Origin of the sequence: Streptomyces sp. NPDC008137 (assembly GCF_042957035.1) — a bacterium.
In the GTDB taxonomy this organism is placed as follows: Bacteria; Actinomycetota; Actinomycetes; order Streptomycetales; family Streptomycetaceae; genus Streptomyces.
On the sequence record NZ_JBIBHN010000013.1, the window covers coordinates 29033 to 45979 of the forward strand.

13 protein-coding genes are annotated in these 16947 nt (G+C 72.0%); 9 read left to right on the forward strand and 4 right to left on the reverse strand.

Annotated elements, in window-relative coordinates; all coding sequences use genetic code 11:
• The first annotated feature begins 86 nt into the window (after positions 1–86).
• Positions 87–1022, forward strand: a complete 936-nt coding sequence (locus ACFZBT_RS21460) for a LysR substrate-binding domain-containing protein (protein WP_391105728.1) — start codon at positions 87–89, stop codon at positions 1020–1022.
• 341 nt (positions 1023–1363) lie between these two features.
• On the opposite strand, the gene treY is transcribed toward ACFZBT_RS21460, so the two are convergent.
• Positions 1364–3733 (reverse strand): malto-oligosyltrehalose synthase, encoded by a 2370-nt coding sequence (treY, locus tag ACFZBT_RS21465; protein ID WP_391105731.1) that lies wholly within the window; start codon positions 3731–3733, stop codon positions 1364–1366.
• Positions 3734–3858: 125 nt separating this feature from the next.
• Positions 3859–5988 (reverse strand): glycogen debranching protein GlgX, encoded by a 2130-nt coding sequence (gene glgX / locus ACFZBT_RS21470; RefSeq protein WP_391105733.1) that lies wholly within the window; start codon positions 5986–5988, stop codon positions 3859–3861.
• Between the two features lie 181 nt (positions 5989–6169).
• On the opposite strand from glgX, the gene ACFZBT_RS21475 reads away from it, so the two are divergent.
• The 4 genes from ACFZBT_RS21475 (at position 6170) to ACFZBT_RS21490 (ending at position 10560) form a co-directional block, all read left to right on the forward strand.
• Positions 6170–6982: a Tat pathway signal sequence domain protein gene (locus ACFZBT_RS21475; RefSeq protein WP_391105735.1), complete on the forward strand. Its 813-nt coding sequence runs from the start codon at positions 6170–6172 to the stop codon at positions 6980–6982.
• A 46-nt stretch (positions 6983–7028) separates the two neighbouring features.
• Positions 7029–8351: a copper amine oxidase gene (locus ACFZBT_RS21480; RefSeq protein WP_391105737.1), complete on the forward strand. Its 1323-nt coding sequence runs from the start codon at positions 7029–7031 to the stop codon at positions 8349–8351.
• A 114-nt stretch (positions 8352–8465) separates the two neighbouring features.
• Positions 8466–9707, forward strand: a complete 1242-nt coding sequence (locus ACFZBT_RS21485) for an SAV2148 family HEPN domain-containing protein (RefSeq protein WP_391105739.1) — start codon at positions 8466–8468, stop codon at positions 9705–9707.
• Between the two features lie 130 nt (positions 9708–9837).
• Entirely contained in the window at positions 9838–10560 is a 723-nt protein-coding gene (locus ACFZBT_RS21490) for an exonuclease domain-containing protein (protein WP_391105741.1), read from the forward strand.
• 16 nt (positions 10561–10576) lie between these two features.
• On the opposite strand, the gene ACFZBT_RS21495 is transcribed toward ACFZBT_RS21490, so the two are convergent.
• The gene (locus ACFZBT_RS21495; protein WP_391105743.1) at positions 10577–11440 is read right to left on the reverse strand and encodes a phosphotransferase; all 864 of its coding nucleotides are present in this window, start codon (positions 11438–11440) and stop codon (positions 10577–10579) included.
• A 168-nt stretch (positions 11441–11608) separates the two neighbouring features.
• Here ACFZBT_RS21495 and ACFZBT_RS21500 point away from each other — a divergent pair, with 168 nt between their 5' ends.
• The 3 genes from ACFZBT_RS21500 to ACFZBT_RS21510 are packed head-to-tail and all read left to right on the forward strand — an operon-like array spanning position 11609 to position 14654.
• A complete protein-coding gene (locus ACFZBT_RS21500) occupies positions 11609–12544 on the forward strand; it encodes an ABC transporter permease subunit (RefSeq protein ID WP_391105745.1) in 936 nt (311 codons plus the stop codon).
• Entirely contained in the window at positions 12541–13374 is an 834-nt protein-coding gene (locus ACFZBT_RS21505; protein WP_391105747.1) for an ABC transporter permease subunit, read from the forward strand. The genes ACFZBT_RS21500 and ACFZBT_RS21505 overlap by 4 nt, the downstream gene beginning before the upstream one ends.
• A complete protein-coding gene (locus tag ACFZBT_RS21510; RefSeq protein WP_391105750.1) occupies positions 13374–14654 on the forward strand; it encodes an extracellular solute-binding protein in 1281 nt (426 codons plus the stop codon). Before ACFZBT_RS21505 ends, ACFZBT_RS21510 begins: the two co-directional genes overlap by 1 nt.
• A 23-nt stretch (positions 14655–14677) precedes the next feature.
• Here ACFZBT_RS21510 and ACFZBT_RS21515 read toward each other — a convergent pair whose 3' ends face one another.
• Positions 14678–15574: a DUF3152 domain-containing protein gene (locus ACFZBT_RS21515; protein WP_391105752.1), complete on the reverse strand. Its 897-nt coding sequence runs from the start codon at positions 15572–15574 to the stop codon at positions 14678–14680.
• 113 nt (positions 15575–15687) lie between these two features.
• Between ACFZBT_RS21515 and mgt the strand changes: the two genes are divergently transcribed.
• Positions 15688–16929, forward strand: a complete 1242-nt coding sequence (mgt, locus tag ACFZBT_RS21520; RefSeq protein WP_391105754.1) for a macrolide-inactivating glycosyltransferase — start codon at positions 15688–15690, stop codon at positions 16927–16929.
• Positions 16930–16947 lie beyond the last annotated feature (18 nt).

Consider the following 16947-nt stretch of genomic DNA (forward strand, 5'->3'; position numbering starts at 1 on the left):
CGCCCGCCCCTTGCCATGAGTCCAAGGCAATGTTCTTGTGGAACCGATGCAGGGCCTTTATGGGAGGGGTTTTGAGCCTGCGGCAGATGGAGTACTTCCTGACCGTCGTCGAAGAGGCGTCCTTCACCCGCGCGGCCGAACTGCTGCACGTGTCGCAGCCCGCGCTCTCCCACCAGATCAAGGCCCTGGAACGCTCGGTCGGCGGTGCGCTCCTGGAACGGCTGCCGCGCGGCGTGCGCGTGACGCCTATGGGGCGCGCCTACCTGCCGCACGCCGAGCTCGCCGTGCGCAGCGCCGCCCAGGCCCGCCGCGCGGCCCGCGCCGCCGCCGGCGCCGAGGGCGGCGAACTGCACATCGCCGCCGTCCACTCCGTGGCGGTCGGCGTCCTCCCGGACGTCTTCGCCCGCTGGCGCGCCGCCCACCCGCGCGTCCTGCTGCACCTGCATGAGTACGCCTCCTCCGAGGCCTTGGAGGAACAGGTCGAGCGGGGCACCGCCGACCTCGCCGTCGGCCCGGCACCCGCCGGCTGGCCCGGCACCGTCGTGGCGGTCGGCGAGGAGGACATCGTCCTGGTCGTGCCCTTCGACGACCGCTTCGCCGGCCGGACGACGGTGACGCTGCCCGAACTCGCCGACCGGCCCTGGGTGCGCTGCGCCATGGAACCCGTCGTCCAGGGCGAACGCTTCCTCGACTGGGCCTGCGGCCGGGCCGGATTCACCCCGCGCACCGCCGTGTTCACCGAGCACAGCTCCACGGCGGTACGGATGGCCGCCGCCGGGGTCGGCGTCTGCGCCGTGCCCTCCCACCTCGTACGCGACGCGGTCGGTGAGGACTGCGCCGTCCTGGCCCACGAGCCGCCCTGGAAGCGCACGCTGACGGTCTTCTCCCGCGTACCACCGACCGGCGCGGCGGCGGCCTTCATCGACCTGTTGCGCTCGGGGTGGCCCCACCCGAGGGTGGCTCCCGCCGCACCGCTGCGCGCGTACGAGGACTGCCCCGAGGACGGCCCGGCGGTCGCCTGAGCGGCGCGCTGGGCGCGGGGCATGCGGGGGCACGTCCGGCGGGCCGGGGCGGCCTTGCAGCGCGGCGGTACGGTCCCGGATGGTCCAGCACGCACGCGTGCGGCGCCGAGGCATCAGCACGCGTCCGGAGCCGCCCGGTGTCCCGCCACGCGCGTGTGCCACATCTCCGCGCCCGGCCCGCCTGCGTGGCCCGGCTGCTCGGCCGCCCGCGTGCGCAGCCGCCTGCCTGGCCGCCTGGCCCGTCTGCTCGGCCGCCCGCCCGCCTGCGAACCCGCTTGCCGGCCTGCCTCCCGCCTGCCCGGCGCGCCCGCTTGCCCTGCCCCGCCGTGATCAGCCCGGCCTCACTCGCCGATCCGCTCCAGCAGAGCCACCGGCAGCCCCGCGAAAAGCTCCTCCACGCGTGCGTGCCCCGTGAACTCGCGCCCCGGCTCCAGCACATCCGCCCAGCGACCCGGCGGCAGCGGCAGCCGGGTGTCCCGCCAGCCGCCCGCCTCCGCCAGCCGCAGCGACAGCCGCGTCACGGCCGTGAGCACCTCGCCGGAGCGGACGAACGCCGCACAGTGGGCCGCCGCGGGGCCCTCGGCGGTCAGCGGCGTGTACGTCGCCGTGTCGCCGAAGGCGTCGGGCCGCCGGCCGCGCAGCCCCAGGGCCGCCCGTGTCACCGCGGCCTTCTCCCCGGAGGTCCCGCCCGTCTCCTCGGGCGGGAAGCCCACCGTCCGCCGGTTGTCGGGGTCGACCAGCGCCCGGTACTCGGCCTCCGTGCCCTGGTAGACGTCCGGAACGCCGGGCATCGTCAGCTGGACCAGGGCCGCGCCCAGGACGTTCGCCCGGATGTGCGGCTCCAGGGCCTCCCGGAAGGCCGCCACCTGCTCGGCCGGCGCCCCGCAGGGCCCGGCCGCCACGAAGCGCGCCACCGCCTCCTCGTACGGCGGCTCCTGCTCGGTCCAGCTCGTGTACATGCCCGCCTCGCGCACATGCTTCAGCAACGCCCCCTGCACCCGCTCCGGCGACCCCGGCTCCGGGCCGAGACCGAACACCGTCTGCCAGGCCGCCCACGCCAGTTGCGCGTCCGGCACGCCCTCGCCGGTGCGCGTCACCTCGGCGAGGACGTCCGCCCAGCGGTCCGGGCACTCGGTGAGCACGTTCAGCGCCGCCCGGACATCGCCGCTGCGCTTGGTGTCGTGCGTCGAGGCCACCGTCCCGCTCACCGGCCAGTCGCGCTGCACGCGCGCGCAGTAGGCGTGGAACTCCTCCGGCGACAGCGCGGGAGCGCCCGGATTCCCGCCCACCTCGGTCGCCGACAGCAGCGGCACGTACCGGTAGAACGCCGTGTCCTCCACCGACTTCGCCCGCAGCGCCGAGGAGGTCTGCGCGAACCGGGTCCGGAACTCCACCTGCGCGGGCCCGTCGCCGTACCGCCCCAGCACCAGGTCCCGTACGACGTCCACCGCGCCGGCCTCCTCGGGCACGGCGAAGGCCTGCCGGGCCTCGGCCGCTGCCTCCTCGGTGACCACGGACGCGGCGTCGCCCGACTCGTAGGGCCGGTAGACGTCCATGCGCACCAGGAGCTCCTGGAGCGCCGTGCGCAGCGCCCAGGGCGCGCGGTCGCGCAGGGCGGGCTCGGGCGAGGCCGCGCACAGCCGGGCGGTCACCCGCGTCAGCCGGTCCATCTCCGTGGCCAGCTCGTGCGTGAGGACCTTGTACGCCGCCCGGCGCACCGTCGCCTCCCACTGCCCGCCCCGGTCCGTCTGCGGGGCCGCGAACCGCCGGTACTGCCCCAGCAGGTCCCCGAACCCGGCGGGGTCCGTGAAGAGCCCGTCCACGTGCCGCAGGGCGTCGTAGCCGGTGGTCCCGGCGACGGGCCAGGACGCGGGCAGGTGCTCACCGTCGGCCAGGATCTTCTCCACGACCGTCCAGCGGCCGCCCGTCGCCTCGTGCAGCCGCCTGAGGTAGCCGTCGGGGTCGGCGAGACCGTCGGGATGGTCGACGCGCAGCCCGTCGATCACGCCCTCGTGCAGCAGTCCGAGAATCTTGCCGTGGGTGGCCTCGAACACCTCGGGGTCCTCCACCCGCACCCCGATCAGCTCCGAGATGCTGAAGAACCGCCGGTAGTTGAGCTCGGTCCGGGCCAGCCGCCACCACACCGGGCGGTACCACTGCGCGTCCAGCAGATGCGGCAGCGGCAGGTCCTCGGTGCCCTCGCGCAGCGGGAACACGTGGTCGTAGTAGCGCAGGACGTCACCGTCGACGCGCAGCTCCCCGAGCACCTCGCCCAGCGGCCCGCCGAGCACCGGCAGCAGCACCTGGCCGTCCTGCGCCTCCCAGTCGATGTCGAACCAGCGCGCGAACGGCGACTCGGGGCCCTCGCGCAGCACCTCCCACAGGGCGCGGTTGTGGCGCGGGGCCATGGCCATGTGGTTCGGGACGATGTCCGCCACCAGGCCGAGCCCGTGCTCACGCGCCGTGCGGGCCAGTGCCCGCAGCCCCTCCTCGCCGCCCAGCTCCGCACGCACGCGCGCGTGGTCGACGACGTCATAGCCGTGCGTGGACCCCGGCACGGCCTCCAGTACGGGGGACAGATGCAGATGCGATACGCCGAGCGAGGCCAGGTACGGCACCACGGCCGCCGCGGCCCCGAAGGGGAAGTCGGGCTGCAGCTGCAGCCGGTACGTGGCCGTGGGCACCACCGGGTCAGGACGCTCTGGTGTCATGAACCGTACGTACCCGCCCCGCCGCCGTATCTGTCATCCCCCGCGCCGGGTGCGCCGCGCGTCGCCCGGACGAGTGGCTCGCTCCGGACGACGCGCCGCCCCTGCGGGCGAGCCCGCAGGGGCGGTCACACGGGCCGCTGCAGCACCGTGAGGCTCCGGTCGGTGAGGGTCAGCCGGTCCCCGGCCTGCACCTTCTCGCCGCTGTCCGCCGGCACCCCCTCGGCACGGGCCGTGTCGACCACGACCTGCCACTGCCGCCCGTGATCGACCGGCACCACGAACTCCAGCGTCTTCGGCGAGGCGTTGAACATCAGCAGGAACGAGTCGTCGGAGATGCGCTCCCCGCGCGCGCCCGGCTCCGAGATCGCGTTGCCGTTGAGGAACACGGTCAGCGCCGACGCCCGCGCCGAGTCCCAGTCCCGCTGGGTCATCTCCCCGCCCTCGGGAGTGAACCAGGCGATGTCGGACAGGTCGTCGTGCGTGCCCTCCACGGGGCGGCCGTGGAAGAAGCGGCGCCTGCGGAAGACCGGGTGGTCGCGGCGCAGCCACACCATCGCGCGCGTGAAGGCCAGCAGCTCCCGCTTGAGTCCGCCTTCCTCCTCGTCGCCCTCGGGCCACTCGACCCAGGCCAGCTCGTTGTCCTGGCAGTAGGCGTTGTTGTTGCCGCGCTGGGTGCGGGCGAACTCGTCGCCGTGGCTGATCATGGGCACGCCCTGCGACAGCATCAGTGTCGCGATGAAGTTCCGCATCTGCCGGGCCCGCAGCCGCCGCACGTCCGGATCGTCCGTCTCGCCCTCGGCCCCGCAGTTCCAGGACCGGTTGTGGCTCTCGCCGTCCCGGTTGTCCTCGCCGTTGGCCTCGTTGTGCTTGTCGTTGTACGACACCAGGTCGTGCAGGGTGAAGCCGTCGTGGCAGGTCACGAAGTTGATGGAGGCCAGCGGGCGCCGTCCGTCGTCCTGGTACAGGTCGGACGAGCCGGTCAGCCGTGAGGCGAACTCCGCGAGGGTGCGCTGCTCGCCCCGCCACAGGTCGCGCACGGTGTCCCGGTACTTGCCGTTCCACTCGGTCCACAGCGGCGGGAAGTTGCCCACCTGGTAGCCGCCCTCGCCCACGTCCCACGGCTCGGCGATCAGCTTCACCTGCGAGACCACCGGGTCCTGCTGCACCAGGTCGAAGAACGACGACAGCCGGTCCACCTCGTGGAACTGCCGGGCCAGCGTCGCGGCGAGGTCGAAGCGGAACCCGTCGACGTGCATCTCCGTGACCCAGTACCGCAGCGAGTCCATGATCAGCTGGAGCACGTGCGGGGACCGCATGAGCAGGGAGTTCCCTGTCCCTGTCGTGTCCATGTAGTAGCGGGGGTCGTCGGTGAGCCGGTAGTAGCGCGAGTTGTCCAGGCCCTTGAAGGACAGCGTCGGGCCCAGGTGGTTGCCCTCGGCGGTGTGGTTGTAGACCACGTCGAGGATCACCTCGATCCCGGCCTCGTGCAGCGCCTTCACCGCCGACTTGAACTCCAGGACCTGCTGGCCCCGGTCGCCCCAGGACGCGTAGGCGTTGTGGGGGGCGAAGAAACCGATCGTGTTGTAACCCCAGTAGTTGTTCAGGCCCATGTCGACCAGGCGGTGATCGTTCACGAACTGGTGTACGGGCATCAGCTCCAGTGCGGTGACCCCGAGCTCGCTGAGGTGCTCGATGATCGCCGGGTGCGCGAGGGCCGCGTAGGTGCCGCGCAGCTCCTCCGGCAGGCCTGGGTGCCGCATGGTGAGGCCCTTGACGTGGGCCTCGTAGATCACGGTGTGGTGGTACTCGGTGCGCGGGAGCCGGTCGTCGCCCCAGTCGAAGTAGGGGTTGACCACGACCGACGTCATCGTGTGCGGCGCCGAGTCCAGGTCGTTGCGCCGCTCGGGCTCGTCGAAGTGGTAGCCGTACACCTCCTCGCCCCAGCCGATCGAACCGCTGATCGCGCGCGCGTACGGGTCGAGGAGCAGCTTCGCGGAGTTGCAGCGCAGCCCGCGCTCCGGGGCGTACGGGCCGTGCACCCGGAACCCGTACCGCTGCCCCGGCATGATCCCCGGCACGTACGCGTGCCGTACGAACGCGTCGCTCTCCCGGAGCTCGATCGCCGTCTCCGAGCCGTCGTCGTGCAGCAGACACAGCTCTACTCGGTCCGCGGCCTCCGTGAAGACCGCGAAGTTGGTACCGGCGCCGTCGTACGTGGCACCGAGTGGATACGCCTCTCCAGGCCAGACCTGCATGGACACGACTCTTTCAGGTGTGCGGCGCCGGTGGGGACGCCTTGGCCCCGAGTCTCCCCGAAAGTGAGGGAACCTCCTATGACTTATGTCCCTCTTACCGGGTGACCAGTGCATACACGGTATGCCGAATCTGTGGGGCAAAAGATACTCCCGGGGCTGATGGGGGGAGTAAGGGGATGATGTGCGCAAGTCAGTGCACCGTCACTTAGGAAAACTGGTGGCCGGTACGGCCATCGCCGTGGCCGGGACCGCCGTGATGGTGGGGATCACGCTGCCGGGCACGGCGGGGGCGGACGACACGGGAACCAGGGCAGGGCAGGCGGGGCAGTCCGCACAGCGGGAGGCCGAAGCGGATCGGACCGTGGCGCCCGGGGTGGTGGAGGAGGCGCCCGCCGAAGGGGAGAAGGGCACGGGCCGCGACCCGCTGACCGACGACGAGACGGAGCGGGTCGCGAAGATCGCCCTGAACCGGCAGCTGCTCCAGAGCGGTGAGGGCGTCGACGGGGAGCGCGGCCCGCAGCGTCTCGGCGTCGATCTCGCCGAACCGGAGGCCGACGAGGTCGGCGACCCGGACGCGCCGCGCCGCGCCGACGTGACGTTCTATGACTACCGGGACGACACGCTCGTCACCAGGACCGTCGACCTCGGTACCGGCAAGGTGGTGCGGACCGGTACCCAGCGCGGTGTCCAGCCGCCCCTGAGCGGCGACGAGAAGGCCGAGGCGGCCAGGCTGCTGATCGCCGGCCCGCTGGGCGCGGGCCTGAAGGCCGACTACCGGGACGCCACCGGCAAGGAGCTCACCTCCCCGGACCAGCTGCAGCTCAGCGGCGCCGTCTACCGGGCCGCGCCGGGCGCACAGCCCGCCGTGCTCGACCAGTGCGGCGAGCACCGCTGTGTCCGGCTGTTCCCGAAGATCAAGAACGGGCCCTGGGTCGACGCGAGGTCGATCGTGATCGACCTGAGCGCCCGCAAGGCCGCCCGGCTCGACCGCTGACCCGCTCCGCCCGCTCTCACTCTCACTGTCAGGGAGTCATCTCGTCATGCTCGTGAACAGACACAGCAAGGTCCGCACCCGGGCGGCCGTGGGCCTGACCGTGGCCACCCTCGCCGCCGGCCTCACGGCGGGCACGGGACCCGCCACCGCCCAGCCGAAGGCCGCCCCGGCGGCGCCGGCGCCCTACTGCGGTGCCGCCCATCGCGTCGAGCAGAAGCTCTCCACCGGCACCACCTGGCGGATGTGCTGGCGCTACGACGGCAAGGCCGGCCTCGTCCTGGAGAACATCTCGTACCAGCCCAAGGGCGAACCCCAGCCGATCAAGGTCCTCAACAGCGCCAGGCTCGGCCAGATCCACGTCCCGTACGACGACGGCAAGGTCGAGTACGACGACCTCACCGGCTTCGACTTCGCCCAGGGCCTGATGAACCTGGCGCCCGGCGAGTGCCCCGGCGGCACCATCAAGACGGTCAAGGTCCCGGACTCCTGGAACGAGGACCCGAACGTCAAGGGCCTGTGCACCACCACCCGCTCCCGCGGCCACGCCTACCGCATGCAGGGCGACACCGCGAACAAGGTCTACCAGGCCCAGGGCAAGGACCTGCTCGTCTACACCGTGAACCAGGTCGGCTGGTACGAGTACATGACCGAGTGGCGCTTCCAGGACGACGGCACGATCACCATGAACGTCGGCGCCACCGGCAGCCTGTCGTGGGACGACTACGACGCCGGGGACGGCCGCGGCTGGCCGATCGGCAAGGGCGCGAACGCCGCCAAGGCCACCAGCCACAGCCACAACGCCTTCTGGCGGCTCGACTTCGCCCTCGACGGCTCCACCGCCAACAAGATCGAGCAGTACGACTCGACCGTCACCGCCCCCGCCGCCGGCCAGCGCGCCCCGAGCACCAAGACGACCCGCACCAAGGTCACCAAGGAACTCGCCGGGGACAGCAAGAACTACCGCTGGTGGCGCGTCGTCAGCGCGACCGGCAAGAACAAGGACGGGCACCCCCGTTCCTACGAGATCGTCCCCGGCCCGACGACCAAGTACCCGGGCCGCAGCTACACCAAGCACGACGTGTACTTCACCGAGTACAACAAGTGCGAGCTGTTCGCCAGCCACAACCCCGGCGACTGCGGTGCCGGAGCCGGCAAGTCCGTCGACAAGTGGGTGAACGGGCAGGCCCTCAAGCACCCCGTGGTCTGGACGAACATCGGCTTCCACCACATAGCCCGGGACGAGGACCAGCAGCCCATGCCCGTCCACTGGCAGGGATTCTCCATCGCCCCGCGCGACGTCACGGCCATGAACCCGCTCACTCCGGCCGAACTCGACTGGCAGAACGGGCACTGGCGGCCGCGCGGTTGAGATTGACCCTGCCCATCCGGCTGCACCGCCGGCCGCTCCCGGAGTACCCTTCCTTGATCGTTGGGTGGGGCCAGGCCCCTCGGGAGGCTCGGGGGAGCGGAAGGCGGTGCGCGGGTGGGCTCGGGAGGGCTGGAGCTGCCCCCTGGTGACGAGGGTCACGAGGGGAACTCCACAGACGTCCCGACCGGTGCCGTGTCCCTGGCGCGGCCGATGGACGCGACGGGCTCGATCGGCCCGGAACTGGACTGGGACACCGACGCCTGGCACGAGGTGCGCACCCGCGCCCAGCGGGCCGGCCGCGCCTACATCTGGCTGAACCTCGTCGAGCAGCGGCTGCGCTCGGTCGTCGCCGCCGTACTGCGGCCGATCTACGAACCCGTCCACGGCGACGACTGGGTGGTGGCCGCCGCCGGACCCGCCGGGCAGGAATGGGTGCAGCGCGCCGTCGCCGTACGTGAGGTCAGCCGCCGCAAGGGCTATCTGCTCGACCCGGCCGACGACAACGTCCTGTCCTTCCTCACCCTGCCGCAGCTGCGCGAGCTGATGGTGCAGCACTGGCCCTGCTTCGAGCCCTACTTCGACGACCGCCGCGACGTCGAGCTCGCCCTGGACGAGCTGGAGGTCACCCGGAACGTCGTCTCCCGCAACCGGGCCCTGTCCGAGGCCGTCCTGAACCAGGCCGAGCGCGCCTCGGCCCGGCTGCTGGAGATGCTCGGCGCCGACGGTGACGTGCCCTCGGCACGCCGGCTGCCCGTCGACGCCGTCGAGGACCTGGTCGGCGACCGGTACGCCGACGTGGTCGCCGTCCACCCGGACCGGGTGCGGCTGATGCGGCAGTTCCCGGCCGAGGACATCTTCGGCGGCGCCCGCCGCCTCGACGCCATCGGCATAGGTCTCAACCTGCTCGTACAGAACTTCTCCGGCCGCCGGCTGGTGCGGCTGGCCGAATCCGGCTGCCGGGTGCGGCTGCTGTTCCTCAACCCGGCCTCCAGCGCGGTCAAGCGGCGCGAGCGCGAACTGGGCATCAAGCGCGGCGAACTCAGCCGGGCCGTCGAGATGAACATCCTGCACATGCGGCGGGTGCGCGCCCGGCTGCGCGACCCGGGTGCCTTCGAGATCCAGGTCTTCGACGAGACGCCCCGCTTCACGGCGTATCTGGTCGACGGCGACGGGGCGGACGGCATCGCGGTCGTGCAGAACTATCTGCGCCGGACCCGCGGCATGGAGGCGCCGGTGTTCGTGCTGCGCAACGGCAGCAAGACGGTCAAGTCGGGCGAGCCCGACGAAAGCGGCCTCTTTCCCACGTATCGCGAGGAGTTCGAGGTGATGTGGGCGGATTCGCGGCCGGTGTCATGAACCGTCCCTGGTAGTCGGAGGGTTCGGGGTTCAAGCGGACCGTGCTCCTCGGATTGTCAGTGGTGCGTGCGAAGGTGGAAACCACTGGGGGACACCACCGGGGGACGCACCACAAGAAGGGGGACCGCCCATGGGCTGGCACCGGGAGCTGCTGATCGGCTTCGACCTGGAGACGACGGGCACCGATCCGCGCGAGGCGCGCATCGTCACGGGGGCCGTGATCGAGGTCAGGGGCGGGGAGCCGCTGGGGCGCCGGGAGTGGCTGGCCGATCCGGGGGTGCCGATCCCCGAGGACGCGGTGGCGGTGCACGGCATCAGCAATGAACGTGCCGCGGCCGAGGGCAGACCGGCCGACCAGGTGGCGGACGCCCTCGCCGACGTCCTCACCTCCTACTGGAAGTCGGGCGTGCCGGTCGTCGCCTACAACGCGGCCTTCGACCTGACCCTGCTCTCCGCCGAGTTGCGGCGGTACGGACTGCCGTCCCTGCGGGACCGCCTGGGCGGCGTGGACCCCGCCCCGGTCATCGACCCGTACACCATCGACCGCTGGGCCGACCGCTACCGCCGCGGCAAACGCAACCTCCAAGCGGTCTGCTCCGAGTACGGCGTGGTCCTCGACTCCGCCCACGACGCCACGGCCGACGCCCTGGCGGCGGCCCGGCTGGCCGGTGCGATAGCCGACCGGCATCCCAAGATCGCGAGCCTGGGCCCGGCGGAGCTGCACCACCGTCAGATCGAGTGGTACGCGCAGTGGGCGGCGGACTTCCAGAGTTTCCTGCGCGGCAAGGGCGACGCGACCGCCGTGGTGGACGGTGCGTGGCCGTTGCGGGAGTTGGCGGACGAGCGGGTCTGAGCGGGGCCCCCGGCCGTCAGAACGGATACCACCGCACCGTCTCGTCGCCCTCCCGCAGCGACGCCACCCGCCGCTCGAACTCCGCCAGCGCCTTCGGGTTGCTCGGCGCGTGCTGAGCCACCCACGCGCAACTGGCCGTCTCCCGGGCACCGCGCAGCACCGAGCACCCGTCCCACTCCCGGACATCCCACCCGTACGTCCAGGTGAAGGACGCGTACGCCTCGTCCGCGAGCCCGTACCGGTCGTGGGACAGCGCCATCACCACCAGATCGTGCTCGCGCAGGTCGGCGGAGACCGTCTCCAGGTCGACCAGTACCGGCCCGTCCGGGCCGACATGCACATTGCGGGGCAGCGCGTCGCCGTGGATCGGCCCGGGCGGCAGCCGCGGCGTCAGCGCGGCGGCCTGCGCGGCGAAGCCGTCCCGCCGCTCACGCAGATACGCCGCGTCCGCGGGGTCGATCGCGTCGCCGGCGAGCCGCAGCCAGCGTTCCACACCGCCCAGCAGATCGCGGGCCGGCAGTTCGAAGGGAGGAAGAGGCGTGGCGTGCACGACCCGTAGCAGTTCGGCCAGATCCCGCGGCTCGGCGGGCCGTACGGCATCGGGCAGCCGGTGCCACACCGTCACCGGGTGCCCCTCGACCAGCAGCGCCTTCGGCTCGGCCGCCCGCACCGCGGGCACGCCCGCCTCGGCGAGCCACACCGCGACGTCCAGTTCGCGGCGCGCCCGGTCGAGGAGCTCGGCGTCACGGCCGACCTTGACGACCAGGTCGCCGGCGGCGAACACCGCGTTCTCGCCCAGCGCCAGCAGCCGCGCCTCACGGGCCGCGCCGCCCACCGCGCCCGCCGCGGTCAGTACGTCCCGCGCCCGTGCCTCGTCCATCGTCCGCCTCCGCAGTCCAGGTCCTCGCGCGTCGCCGTCGGGTTCCGGCCATCCGCCCGCCAGTCTCCCATTCGCACAGGTGGGACCCTGTGCGCGGTGCCTTGACGAGGCAGGCCGCCTTGACGACCATGACCTGGCCCGTCCGAGCCGTGCGAAGGGGCTGATGCCGTGACGTCGGTGACCGAGGTGAGGAAGCCGGCCGATCCGGCACCGGACCGGGCCCGGCCCCGCCGGGCCGTGGACCACGGCGCCTGGTTCCTGGTGCTGCCCGCCCTGATCCCCATCCTGGTCCTCAGCGTCGGCCCGCTGTTGTACGGGATCCTGCTGGCCTTCACCGACGCCCAGTCGGGCCGCACCGAGCCCACGCAGTGGATCGGCGGACTCAACTTCCGGGACCTGCTGCGCGACACGCTGTTCTGGGAGTCGTTCCGGATCGGGCTGGTGTGGGCGGTCGGGGTGACCGTGCCGCAGTTCCTGCTCGCGCTGGGCCTCGCGCTGCTGCTCAACCAGGAGCTGCGGCTGCGCTGGCTGGCCCGCGCCCTGGCGATCATCCCGTGGGCCATGCCCGAGGTCGTCGTCGGCATCATGTGGCGGCTCGTCTACAACCCGGACGCGGGCATCCTCAACGAGACCCTGCGTGACCTCGGCCTGGGCGGCGGCCGCGACTGGCTCAGCGGGCTGGCGACCGCGCTGCCCGCAGTGATCGTCGTCGGCGTCTGGGCGGGCATGCCGCAGACGACGGTGGCGCTGCTCGCCGGGCTCCAGAACACCCCGCGCGAACTGCACGAGGCGGCGGCGGTCGACGGGGCGGGTGCCTGGCGCCGCTTCCGCACGGTCACCTGGCCCGCTCTCAGGCCCATCGCCCTCGCCATCACAGCGCTCAACCTGATCTGGAACTTCAACTCGTTCGCCCTGGTCTACGTACTCACCAACGGCGGACCGGGCGGCCGGACCCGGTTGCCCATGCTCTTCGCCTACGAAGAGGCGTTCCGCTACGGGCAGTTCGGCTACGCGGCGGCGATGGGCTGCGTGATGGTGGCCGTGATCTCGATCGCCCTGGCGGTCTTCCTCGCAGGCCGCCTCAGAGGAGGTGACGACACGTGAGGACCTCCGTACCGGCCCGCGTCGGCCAGTACACCGCGCTGCTCGCGTACCTCGTCTTCCTCGCCTTCCCGTTCCTCTGGCTGCTCTCCACGGCGTTCAAGCCGCCGCGCGAGCTGGGCAGTCTGCATCCGACGTGGATCCCCAGGGACCCCACCCTCGACAACTTCCGGCAGGCCTTCGACGAACAGCCGCTGCTGCACGCCGCCCTCAACTCCCTCGTCGCCGCGCTCGCGGCGGCGGTCATCGCAGTGCTGATCGCGACGCCCATGGCGTACGTCGTCGCCCGGCGGCGCACACGGCTGGCGAAGGCGGTGACGGGCTGGGTGGTGGTCAGCCAGGCGTTCCCGTTCGTGCTGCTGATCATCCCGCTGTTCCTCGTCCTGAAGAACCTCAGAATGATCAACTCCGTGCCGGGTCTCGTGCTGGTGTACGTGGTGTGGGCGCTGCCCTTCGCGCTGTGGATGCTCGCCGGGTATGTGCGGGCGGTGCCAGCCGAGTTGGAGGAGGCCGCCGCGGTCGACGGGGCGGGCCGGTTGCGGACGCTGGTGTCGGTGACGGCGCCACTGCTCGCGCCGGGCATCGTGGCGACGGCGCTGTTCGCGTTCATCACCGCGTGGAACGAGTTCTTCTTCGCGCTGGTGCTGCTCAAGACCCCGGAGAAACAGACCCTGCCGGTGGTGCTCACCCACTTCATCGGGGCCGAGGGCGTCGCCGACCTCGGCCCGCTGGCCGCCGCCGCGTTCCTCGCGACGCTGCCCTCGCTGGTCGTCTTCGCCCTCATCCAGCGGCGGATCACGGGCGGCATGCTCACCGGGGCGGTGAAGAGCTGATGCGCGCCCGTCTGCCGGCCCTCGTCCTGGCCCTTCTGCTGCTCCTCGCCGGCTGCTCCTCCGGCGGCACCCGCGACGACGGCCGGATCACCCTGCGCTTCCAGTCCCTGGCCTGGCAGGAGGAGTCCGTCGAGGCCAACAAGGCGCTGGTGAAGGAGTGGAACGCCACGCACCCGGACGTCCGGGTCGAGTACGTCCAGGGCTCCTGGGACAGCGTCCACGACCAGCTCCTCACCGCCTTCGAGGGCGGCGAGGCGCCCGACATCATCCACGACGCCTCCGACGACCTGGCGGACTTCGCCTACGGCGGCCACCTCGCGGATCTCACCGGCCTGCTGCCCGCGCGGCTGAAGTCGGACATCCCGCGGCGCAGCTGGGAGACGACCACCTTCGGGGACGGCGTCTACGGCGTGCCGTTCCTCCAGGAACCACGGGTGTTGATCGCCAACGCGAAGTGGCTCCGGCAGTCCGGGGTGCGGATCCCGACGCCGGAGCAGCCGTGGAGCTGGGCCGAGTTCCGCCGGATCACCGAGCGCCTCAGCGGCCGGGGGAAGTACGGCATCGCCTGGCCCCTGAAGGAACCGGTCTCCGCCACGCTCAACCTCTCCCTCTCAGCGGGCGGACAGCTCTTCCACCGCGGGGCGGACGGCAAGGTGACGGTCCGGTTCGGAAAGGCCGACCAGGTGGTGCCGCGCACCATCCACACCCAGGTCGGCAGCGACCGCAGCGCCTCGCCCACGACCCTGGGCAGCGGCGGCTCCGACACCCTGCCCGGATTCTTCGGCGGCAGATACGCGATGGTCCCGCTCGGCTTCTCCTACCGTCAGCAGATCGTGCAGCAGGCGCCGAAGGGCTTCGAATGGCAGGTGCTGCCGGCCCCGGCCGGCGCCGGAGGGCTCACCCAGGGAGTCAGCCCGCAGACCCTCTCGGTCGCCGAGGACTGCCCGCACAAGAAGGAGGCCGCCGCCTTCATCGACTTCCTCCTCAGACCGCCGAACATGGTCCGCCTCGCCCTCGGCGACTGGATGCTGCCCACCGGCACCCAGGCGCTGGCCGACCCGGCCCTGCGCACGTCCGAGCACGGCTGGGCCACCGGCACCGCCCTCGCCGGGCAGCTGCGCCCGGCACCCGCGCAGACGGTGCGGGGCTACCCCGAGTGGAAGGACAAAGTGGCGACCCCGGCGCTGCAGGAGTACTACAGCGGGGCCATCGGGCTCGGCGCACTGCGCGAACGGCTGGAGAAGGAGGGCAACTTGGTGCTGGCGCGCTATCAGCGCTGACGGCGTCGCCGGTCCGGCTCCGTTCACGGCACGGCGGGTCCCGTGAGGTGGCGGCCCTGCTCGTCGTACGGCCAGACGTTGGGCGCGCAGCCGCGCATGCCTTTGATCTGCTGCATCATCGCGGGGGCCGGCCTGCCGGGGCCGGGACAGCCGACGTGGCCGTGGCCGAGGAAGTGGCCGACCTCGTGGTTGATGATGAGGGCCCGGTAGGCCTTGACGTCCTTGGCGTAGACGGGAGTCGCCAGGAGCCAGCGCTTGAGGTTGACCATGACGTTCTTGGCCACGTTGCAGTTGACCTCGCCGCCGGTGTCCAGGCCGTACTGCCCGCAGATCTTGTCCACGGTCCCGGCGGTGGCGACCTTCACGACGAAGTCGGCGGGCCCGCCCGACACCCGCCGGAACGCGGAGCGGCCGTCCGCCGTCCAGCCGCGCCGGTCGGCCAGGACGTCCTCCACCTGCTCCGCCACGTCCGGGGCGGACAGTTCGATGCCGTCCTCGACATCGACCCGGTAGCGCAGGGCCGTGCCCTTTCCTGCCTTGGGGCCCGAGCCGGGGGCGACGGTGAAGGTGCCGGGGCCGGTAGCGGGGATCTTCGGCCGTGCGGAGGGAGAGGGAGACAGGGAGGGGGAGGGTGAGGCGGTCGGGGAGGGCGGGTCCGACGGGGTGAGGGGCCTGGCTGGAGCGGTGGTGGACGGGGAGTCGGGCGCGGGCTCGGTCGCCGGGCCGGAGCCGGCCTCTGCCGCCGTACCCCCGCGCTTCGCCGACGTCCATTCCACCGCGGCGAGTCCGGCCACCCCGAGCAGCGCCAGCGCGGACAGGCCGGCTAACAGAGGGCCCTTCCGTCCGCGGCGGCTTGCGGAGCGCGTGGGGCCATGGCCCCTGCGGCGGCCGCGGGACGGAGGTATGGAGTGCGTGGTCATGGTCGTTCAGATTGCGATGGTCATGTGATCGAACATGGCGCGAATGGTAACGGAAGAATTACGACGGTGGGTCGGAAGGTCTGTGAAACCGGTCTGCCTCGCGGACTGCCTAAATGTTGCACGAGACGTCTCGTCTCGCGTACGGTCGGTCCATGACCAGTCGCGCGCACATCGCCATGTTCTCCATCGCGGCCCATGGCCACGTGAACCCGAGCCTCGAGGTGATCCGCGAGCTAGTGGCGCGCGGCCACCGGGTGACCTACGCGATCCCGCCGGTCTTCGCGGCGAAGGTCGCGGACACCGGTGCCGAGGTGAAGCCCTGGAACTCCACGTTGCCCTCGCCCGACGACGACCCGGACGCCTGGGGGAGCGAGTTGCTGGAGATCATGGAGCCGTTCCTCGACGACGCGATCCAGGCACTCCCGCAGCTGATCGAGGCCTACGAGGGCGACGAGCCGGACCTCGTGCTGCACGACATCGCCGCCTATCCGGCTCGCGTCCTGGCCCACCGCTGGGGCGTTCCCGCGATCTCCCTGTCACCGGCCATGGTCGCCTGGGAGGGATACGAGGAGGAGGTCGCCGAGCCGATGTGGGCGGAGCCGAGGAAGACCGAGCGCGGGCGCGCCTATTACGCCCGGTTCCAGGCTTGGCTGGAGGAGAACGGGATCACCCAGCACCCCGACCCGTTCGTGGGCCGGCCCGACCGCTCGCTCGTCCTGATCCCGAGGGCATTCCAGTGGAGCGCGGACCGTGTCGACGAGAGCGTGTACACCTTCGTAGGAGCATGCCAGGGCCGGCGCACCACGGAGGGCGACTGGCAGCGGCCGGCCGGTGCCGAGAAGGTCGTGCTCGTCTCCCTCGGGTCAGCCTTCACCAAGCAGCCCGGCTTCTACCGGGAGTGCGTCAAGGCGTTCGGCGACCTGCCCGGCTGGCATCTGGTGCTGTCGATCGGCAAGCACGTCGACCCGGCCGAACTGGGGGAGGTCCCGGCGAACGTCGAAGTTCACTCCTGGGTTCCGCAGCCGGCGATCCTGAGGCAGGCCGATCTGTTCGTGACGCACGCCGGCGCGGGCGGCAGCCAGGAGGGCCTCGCCACTGCCACGCCGATGATCGCCGTACCGCAGGCGGCCGACCAGTTCGGCAACGCGGAGGTCCTCCAGAGCCTCGGCGTCGCCCAATGCGTCCCCACCGAGGAGGCGACCGCCGACACCCTGCGCGAGACGGCCCTCGCCCTGCTCGGCGACCCGGAGGTCGCCCGCCGTCTGAAGGACCTCCAGGCCGAGCTGGCCCAGGAGGGCGGCACACCCCGCGCGGCCGACCTCATCGAGGCGGAACTGCCCGCTCGCCGGCTCTAGTCGGAGCGATCCAGAGGG